Annotated in this window: 5 protein-coding genes, 1 tRNA gene and 1 pseudogene; 4 read left to right on the top strand and 3 right to left on the bottom strand. The window is 71.7% G+C overall.

Going from position 1 to position 8208, the window contains the following annotated elements:
- Nucleotides 1-569 precede the first annotated feature (569 nt).
- The gene (locus tag ACFWEK_RS15765) at nucleotides 570-1031 is read right to left on the bottom strand and encodes a RidA family protein (protein ID WP_430546114.1); all 462 of its coding nucleotides are present in this window, start codon (nucleotides 1029-1031) and stop codon (nucleotides 570-572) included.
- Entirely contained in the window at nucleotides 1031-1195 is a 165-nt protein-coding gene (locus ACFWEK_RS15770; protein ID WP_139820690.1) for a DUF4177 domain-containing protein, read from the bottom strand. Before ACFWEK_RS15770 ends, ACFWEK_RS15765 begins: the two co-directional genes overlap by 1 nt.
- Nucleotides 1196-1326: 131 nt before the next feature.
- Between ACFWEK_RS15770 and ACFWEK_RS15775 the strand changes: the two genes are divergently transcribed.
- From ACFWEK_RS15775 to ACFWEK_RS15790, 4 genes are all read left to right on the top strand, one after another.
- The gene (locus ACFWEK_RS15775) at nucleotides 1327-3714 is read left to right on the top strand and encodes a transglycosylase domain-containing protein (protein WP_430554640.1); all 2388 of its coding nucleotides are present in this window, start codon (nucleotides 1327-1329) and stop codon (nucleotides 3712-3714) included.
- Entirely contained in the window at nucleotides 3711-4640 is a 930-nt protein-coding gene (locus ACFWEK_RS15780) for a metallophosphoesterase (RefSeq protein WP_430554641.1), read from the top strand. The genes ACFWEK_RS15775 and ACFWEK_RS15780 overlap by 4 nt, the downstream gene beginning before the upstream one ends.
- A 93-nt stretch (nucleotides 4641-4733) precedes the next feature.
- A tRNA-Pro gene (locus tag ACFWEK_RS15785) sits at nucleotides 4734-4810 on the top strand.
- A gap of 558 nt (nucleotides 4811-5368) precedes the next feature.
- On the top strand, nucleotides 5369-7732 hold the full coding sequence (locus ACFWEK_RS15790) for a LuxR C-terminal-related transcriptional regulator (protein ID WP_430546112.1): 2364 nt from the start codon (nucleotides 5369-5371) through the stop codon (nucleotides 7730-7732).
- On the opposite strand, the pseudogene ACFWEK_RS15795 reads toward ACFWEK_RS15790, so the two are convergent.
- Nucleotides 7701-8208, bottom strand: a pseudogene (locus ACFWEK_RS15795) (glycosyltransferase family 2 protein); the annotation flags it as partial. The gene ACFWEK_RS15790 and the pseudogene ACFWEK_RS15795 sit on opposite strands and share 32 nt — an antisense overlap.

The raw sequence follows: 8208 nt of genomic DNA on the forward strand, positions 1-8208 counted from the left end.
GCCCTCCACTTCGGGACTTCTACGACCCGGCGAAGAATGCCCCTCCCGCCTGCTCTGCTGTCTCTCACGGCCCTGATGCCCGACGACGGCGCGCACCCCGCGACGTCGTCGCCCGCCCCGTGGCCCGAGGTTGCGCGACGTCGCGTGCGGTCGGGGTGAGGGCACGCTCGCTCGCCTTGGGGGGATCTGCCTGTGCTGTACCCCGGCCGGGGAGCCCGTCCCTCGCGACCTGCTGTCGCCGAGCTGGTGTGACGCTGCGGGGAGCTGGCCACCCGCTTGATGAAGATGGGGCCGTGGTCGCCGTCGAGCACGAGTCGATCCCAGGCCGGAGCTCCCGCGACCCTCTCCCTGTCCGGCCAGCGACCGCGCGACGCGCTGCGCCGTCACCCCCGTCGTCGAGAGCGTCTTGAGGTAGCGACGCGCGAGACGGTGCAGGAGCGGGTGGGGACGAGGTCCTTCGCCAGGTCGTAGACGTCCCGAAGTGGAGGGCCCCCTGGGGCCCGTGAACGCGACCTGGCGCAGGACCTCGTCCCCACCCGCGTCCGCAACCAGGAGCTACGGACAGAACCTCACAAAACCTCGACGACCAGCTCCACCTCGACCGGAGAGTCGAGCGGAAGCACCGCCACCCCCACCGCGGAGCGCGCGTGCACTCCCGCGTCGCCGAAGATCTCGCCGAGGACGTTCGAGGCGCCGTTGATGACGCCGGGCTGGCCGGTGAACGACGGGTCGGAGGCGACGAAGCCCGTCACCTTGACGATCCGCGCGCCGTCGAGGGTGCCCACGAGGGAGCGGACGGCGGCGAGCCCGTTGAGCGCGCAGGTGCGGGCCAGGTCGGCGGCCTCCTCCGGCGAGACGGCGGCGCCGACCTTGCCGGTCAGCGGCAGCGCGCCGTCGACGAAGGGCAGCTGGCCCGCCGTGTAGACGTAGTTCCCGGAGCGGACGGCGGGGACGTAGGCCGCGACGGGTGCGGCGACGTCGGGGAGGGTGATGCCGAGCTCGGCGAGCCGGGCCTCGGGCGAGGCGCTCATCACTGCCCGCCGGAAGGGCGCTTGAGGTAGGCGACCAGGTTGGTGCTGTCGGGGCCCGGGACGACCTGGACGAGCTCCCACCCGTCGGCCCCCCATTGGTCGAGGATCGCCTTGGTGTTGTGGATCAGCAGGGGGATGGTCGCGTACTCCCACGTGGTAGCCATGCCGCGATCGTAACCAGCGACCGACCCGAGCGCCGTCGTCCCGTCGCTCCCACGACGGGTCCACACGATCTGCACAGCGGGACCGGCGTCGCGGCCGTGCCGCCTCAGGCTCAGCCCGTACCCTGGTGGGCATGGCCAAATCCGACCCTCGCCGCATCACGCGCACGATGCCGGCGACGCAGCTCGTCGCGCTGCTTCTCGCGTTCGTCCTCGCGGCCGGTGTCGGCGGCGTCCTCGCCGCCGGGCTGGTCATCCCGATGGTGGCGGGAGCCAACGCCGCGGCCGACAGCACGGTCGCGATCTACGACGAGGTGCCCGCGGAGCTGGAGCCGCGGCCGATGTCGCAGCAGTCGCGCATCTACGCCGCGAACGGGAAGCTGCTGGCCACGTTCTACGCGCAGAACCGCATCGTGGTGCCGCTGGACGAGATCTCCGAGCCGATGCAGCACGCGGTGATCGCCATCGAGGACGAGCGCTTCTACGAGCACGGCGGCATCGACGTGCAGGGCATGACGCGCGCGCTGGCCAACAACGTGGCCGGCCACGCCACGCAGGGTGCGTCGACGCTGACGCAGCAGTACGTGAAGAACATGCTCATCGACCAGGCGCTGCAGGACGGCGACCAGTTCGGCGTCATCAAGGCGAGCGAGGACTCGATCTCCCGCAAGCTCACCGAGGCGAAGATGGCCATCTCCCTCGAGAAGACGATGACGAAGGACGAGGTGCTGCAGGGCTACCTCAACGCCGCGCAGTTCGGGTCGCGCAGCATCTACGGCGTGGAGGCCGCGGCCCGCTACTACTTCGACAAGCACGCCTCCGAGCTGAGCATCGTCGAGGCCGCGACCATCGCCGGCATCACGAAGTCGCCGAGCCGCTTCGACCCCACGGTGAACCCGAAGGACGCCAAGGAGCGTCGCGACCTCGTGCTGCAGAACATGTGGAAGCTCGGGTACATCTCCACCGAGGAGCGCGACGAGGCCAAGGACACGCCGATCAAGAAGTCGCTCGACGTCAACCCCACCGAGATCGGCTGCGCCGCGGCCGCGGACTCCGCGTTCTTCTGCGACTACGTCACCAAGGAGATCGTCACCAACCCGGTGTTCGGCGAGACGAAGGCCGAGCGCCAGCAGCTGCTGTACCGCGGCGGCCTCGAGATCCACACCACGCTCGACCCGAAGAAGCAGAAGGCGGCCGCCAAGGCGGTCAAGAACGCCGTCCCCGCCGGTGACTCGAGCGGCCTGCAGTCGGCCATTGCGTCCGTCGAGCCGGGCACGGGGAAGATCCTCGCGATGGCGCAGAACATCCCCTACACGCCCTCCGAGGGCAAGGAGGGGACCACGCGCGTCAACTACGCGGCCGACCCGACCCACGGTGCGTCCGGTGGCTTCCAGGTGGGCTCGAACTTCAAGCCGTTCGTGCTGGCCGAGTGGCTCAAGGAGGGTCACACGCTGTCGGAGCGCGTGAACGCGAACGAGGTCACCCGCGTGGTGGGCAACTTCCAGACCAAGCCGTGCGTCCAGTGGCTCGGCCCCGAGACCTGGCAGCCCGGAAACTCCGAGGGCGGCGGGCGCGGGTACATCAGCGCCCTGCAGGCCACGTACGAGTCCGTGAACACCGCCTACGCGTCGATGGGCTACGAGCTCAACCTCTGCAAGCTGCGCAGCACCGCGTGGGACATGGGGTTCCGGCCCACCCGCTCGGTCCACAAGGACAGCAACGGCGGCGTGGTGACGTCCCCGGAGGAGAAGGACATCGACATCCAGGCACCGATGATCATCGGCACCCAGGAGTCGACGCCGCTCTACCAGGCCGCCGCCTACGCGACGCTCGCCTCGGGCGGCACGTACTGCTCCCCCGTCGCGATCACCGCGATCACGGGCCCCGGCGGCAAGGAGTACGACGTCCCTGACGCCAAGTGCGACAAGGACGCCCTGCCGTCCAACGTCGCGAACACCGTGGTGTACGCGATGGAGAAGGTCTTCACCGACGGCACCGCGCGGCGGCTCGGCGGTCTGGCCGACGGCCGTCAGGTCGCCGGGAAGACCGGAACGTCCCAGCTCTCCGCCCAGACGTGGTTCACCGGCTTCACGCCCAACCTCTCGACCTCCGTGTGGGTCGGCAACGCCGACAAGCCGATGGAGGACCACACCGAGGGCAACGTCGTCAACGGCCAGTACTACAAGGTGCTGTACGGCTCGACGATCGCCGCCCCGGCGTGGAAGGAGTACATGGACAAGGCGATCCAGGACGTCCCGGTGAAGAGCTTCGGCGCCCCCGACCAGTCCATGATCGGTGTCACGGCCCCGCCGCCCTCGTCGGGCGGTGACGACGGCGGCGACACGAGCGACGACGACGGCGGCGACAACGGCGGCGACAAGGGCAACGAGCCCAAGGGCGACGAGGGCAACGACCGCGGCGGCAACGGCAACGGGAACGGCCGCGCCGACGCGGCGGCCGCCTGGGACGCCGTCCAGAACGGTGACTGGGAGTCGCTCGGCGACGCCTGGGGCGACAACTGACCCCCGGCTGGCAGGTCGCGGGCGGGCTCGTCGCCGCCGGCGTCGCGGGACTCGGCTACGCCCACCTGGAGACCAAGCTCTTCACGGTGCGCCGGGCCACGGTTCCGGTGCTGCCGGCGGGCGAGCCCGACCTGCGGGTGCTGCACGTGTCCGACCTGCACCTCACGCCGTCGCAGAGCCGCAAGATCGCCTGGGTGCAGTCGCTGGCGGAGTACGAGCCGCACCTGGTGGTGAACACCGGCGACAACCTGGCCCACCGCGACGCGCTCGGGCCGCTGCTGGAGGCGCTCACCCCCCTGCTCACGACGGCGCCCGGCGCGTTCGTCATGGGATCGAACGACTACTACGCGCCGGTGCCGAAGAACCCGGCGCGGTACCTGCGGCGCGACACCCGCATCGTGCACACCCGCCCGGCCGAGCTGCCCTCCGACGAGCTGGCCGGCGCGATGGTCGCCGCCGGGTGGCGGGACCTCACCAACCGGCGCGACACGGTCGAGGCCGACGGCCGGCTGCTGTCCCTGGTGGGCGTCGACGACCCGCACCTGGACCGTGACGACTTCCCCCCGCCGTCGGCCACCACCGGCGGCACGCCGGACGACGCGGTGCTGCACCTCGGCGTCACGCACGCCCCGTACCGGCGCGTGCTGGACCGGATGCAGGCCGACGGCGCGGACGTCGTCCTCGCGGGTCACACGCACGGCGGGCAGCTGCGGCTGCCGGGCGTCGGCGCGCTCGTCACCAACTGCGACATCGACCGGCGACGGGCCAGCGGCCTGCACGGCTGGCCCGGTCCGAGGCCCGACGAGACGGGCGGCGCGGGCTCCGCGTGGCTGCACGTGTCGGCCGGCGCGGGCACCTCGCCGTACGCCCCGGTGCGCTTCGCGTGCCGCCCGGAGGCGACGTTGCTCACGTTCACCGCCCGGTAGCCGGATCTCGTTTTCGTCCAGGCCGGATCGTCGGCTATTCTGAGCAGGCTTCCGCACGAGGACGTAGGTCCTGCGGCGTGGGAGCAGGTCCTTCGGGGTGTGGCGCAGCTTGGTAGCGCGCTTCGTTCGGGACGAAGAGGTCGCAGGTTCAAATCCTGTCACCCCGACCACCAGAGAGGCCCTCTGAACAGCGGAAACGCTGGCCAGGGGGCCTCTTGCTTTGCCCGCTGGAACCCGGAACGGCCGCTGGGGGCTTGACCGGGGGGCCTACGCCTGAGGAGTGCGCCCGTCTCCCGGCATCGCACGTCGCAGGGAGTCAGGCATTGTCGGCCGGGGTGCTGGGCTTCACGGGCGGCGGGGGTTGAGCGGGTCATCGCCGGCCTCGCAGAAGGCCTGCAGGATGCGTGATGCCTCCTCGCGCGGTGGGGTTCTCGTGTTCATAGGGTGATGCCATGTCCCTGCCGCAGCTCCATGAAGAGCTCACCACCGAGATCGTGCGGGAGGTGCGCGGGGGCGGCAGCGTGGTGTTGACGGGGCTCCCGGGCTCCGGGCGCACGTCGCTCCTCTCCCGGGCCGGCGACCTGCTCGATGATGCTGGACACCGGGTGGTGCGGCTCCGGGGTGCGCTCGCGCTGCGCGACCAGGACCTCGAGGCACTGGCGGTCAGCGAGCTCGGGCGGCTGCGGCCTGTCCGGGGCCCGTCCCTGCTCGCCACGTACGTCACCGCAGTGCACGAGCTCGCGGAGGACCGAAGCCTCGTGCTGCTGGTGGACGATGCGGACGATCTGGACCGGTCGTCGATCGGGGCGCTCGTCGCGGCATGGGGGCGGCGGCCGTTCCCCCTGGTCACTGCCACCCGCCCGTACGCCACCCTGGAGGAAGGCCGGGCGTCGCTCTCCGCCGCGGTCAGCCCCGTCGTCCGGATGGCGGTGCCGGCGCTCAGCTACGAGGAGACCGCGCAGCTGGCCGAGAGCCTCCTGGGCGGTCCGATCGAGGCGACCACGGCGGGGCGCGTCCACGCGAAGTCCGGCGGGATGCCGGGCCTCGCCGACGCCATCGTGCGGGCGGCGCGGCGGGGGCAACGGCTCGTCGAGGTCGACGGCACATGGCGGGCGCGCGGCGAGCTTTGGACGCCGGACCTGGGCGAGGTGGTTGACCACCTGCTCGTCGGGCTCGAGGGCCCGGCCCTGCACGCCGTCCGGTCCCTCGCGCTCACGGGACCGGTTTCGACGACGGCCGCCGGGCGGATCGTGCCGTGGTCGGTGCTGGAGGAACTCGACGCCAGGAGTCTCCTGCGCACGCTGCCACAGGGCCGCACGACGCTCGTCGGGCTCTACCCGCCGCTCATCGCGGAGCACCTGCGGCATGCCGGACGCGACACGGTGATGATGCGTCTCTCCCGAGAAATCGAGGAGGCGTTCAGCCAGGACGCGAGCCCCGAGGATGCCGCCGCCATCAGCTCCGAGGGCGCGCTGCGGCGCGCGCACGCGGTGGAGAGCTTCTCGACGGTGGAGGGTCGTGAGCGCGCGGTGGTGCTCGATCGCTACCTCGCGCAGCAGGCGGCGCGCCTACAGCTGGTCCGGGCAGCCGAATGGCGGGACGAGCCCACGCCGACCACGGCGACGCGCTACCTCGAGACACTCCTCATGGTCGGCGCGAACCAGGCGGTCGCGAAGCGGATCGTCGCGGAGACGCCGGAGGTCGGGGACCCGCTGGCCGTGGTGCAGCTCCGCTCACTGGCCGCGATCCAGCTGGCGATCCTCGAGGGTGACATGCCCGCGGCCCGGGCGAGCCTGCGCCGCCCGCTGCCGACCGAAGTGATGGCGGCGGACCCCGACACGGCCGACATCCTCGAGCTGCTCGGGCGGCGCCTGGGGCTGACCCTCGAGAAGGTTCCGGCCGACCCGATCCCTGCCTGCGCTGGCGGGCCGGTCGTCACGACCCTGCGGACGTTGGTCGAGGCCGAGACCCTCGTCACCACTGGCAGCGCGGACGACGCGGTCCGCATTCTCCGCGACCTGGAGCCGGAAGCGCGGCTGGCCGACGACGCGCTCGAGCCGCAGTTCTCCGTCCTGGCACGGCCTCGTGCTGTGGCCCGTGGGCTCGCGCTGCTGCTCACGGGCGACGCCCGGGGAAGCCTGGCGTGGGCCTCACGCCATATGGACGAGGCCATGGCCGGACAGGACATTGAGGGCCTGTGGGCGCACGGATACGTCAAGGCGTTCGCGCTGGCTCTCGCGGGGCGGTTCGACGAGCTACGCGACCACGTCGGCACCGTGCTGTCGCTCGGACTGATCCCCGCCCGTCAGGCACAGCTCGCCGTCGGCAACCTGGTCATCGGCGCTTTCGTCGCCCTCCGGCAGGGCCGAACCGAGGCGGCACGCATGCTCGCGCGGCAGGCGCGGGGCGTGTCCCGGCTGCCCGGGCCCTGGCCCTTCATGTCGATCGGCTGGTTCGACGGCGTTGCCGCCGCCATGGCCGCCGCAGACCCGCGGGGGGAGGCGGACGCGTTCTGGCAGGAGGCGGAGGTGCTCGCTGAGCGCGGGTACACCGTCGCGGCCGCCGCCATGGGCGTCCTGTCCCTGGAGGCCATGCCCGACGGCGAGCGGGCCCGCCGTGTGCGCGACATGCTCGACGGCTCGCACTCCCTCGGGCTTGAGGCGCTCGCCCAGCTCGCCGAAGTGATCGTCGGGGACGACCCAGCGCCCGCGCTCCGCCTGTACCGGCTCGCGCTCCGGCACGGCGCGGGGCTGTACGCCGCGCGCGCCCTGCACCACGCCCTTCGGGGCCTGCGAGCCCGCGGCGACGAGGACGAGGCCGGGAGGCTGGTCGCCGAGGTCCGGGCGGACGACCTGCTCCCCGACGCCATGGTCTCGGCGATCGACGAGATCGACGCGCTGGACGGCACTACCGCACGCGAGCGCGAGGTCGCGCTCCTGGTCGAGAGCGGCATGACCAACCAGCAGATCGCCGGCCGGCTGCTCATCTCCACGTCGACCGTGGAGAACCACCTGAACCGCGTCTACCGCAAGCTCGGGATCGACGGGCGTGCGGAACTGGTTACCCGCCTGCGCCAGCGCGTCCGGTACTGACGGGCACGCGGGCCCTCCCGTCGTCACTGGAGGTGACGTGGTGCCAGCCCGCGTCCCGCCCCGTGTGGTGCAGCCACACCGCGTGGAGGTACGCACGCTGCAAGGCAAGGTCGTAGAACAACTCAGGCAGAATCCCCGCCGCCAGGGCGCGAGCTCGCCAGCCGGCCTGCCACACGGTCGTGAGGCGCTCGACCAGGAACACCCCGCCGATCGCGAGCCAAAACGGCACCAACTGGAAGGTGCCGGTTACCGCGGCAAGGACGGTGAGGCCGACAAGCGTGGCCAGCATGATCGCGCTCAGCGTGAGCATCACTTGCTGGCCGTGGTACCGCAGGGTCGTACGGGTCACACCATAGGCCGCGAGGTTGTCGAGCATGCCCTTGTACCAGCGAACCCGCTGCCGGTGCAGGTCTCGCCAACTGGGCATGAGCTCCGTCGTGCAGCGCATCGACAACGGCGACGCGAGCTCGTAGCCG

The organism is Isoptericola sp. NPDC060257, from assembly GCF_042726645.1.
Taxonomy (GTDB): Bacteria; Actinomycetota; Actinomycetes; order Actinomycetales; family Cellulomonadaceae; genus Isoptericola; species Isoptericola nanjingensis.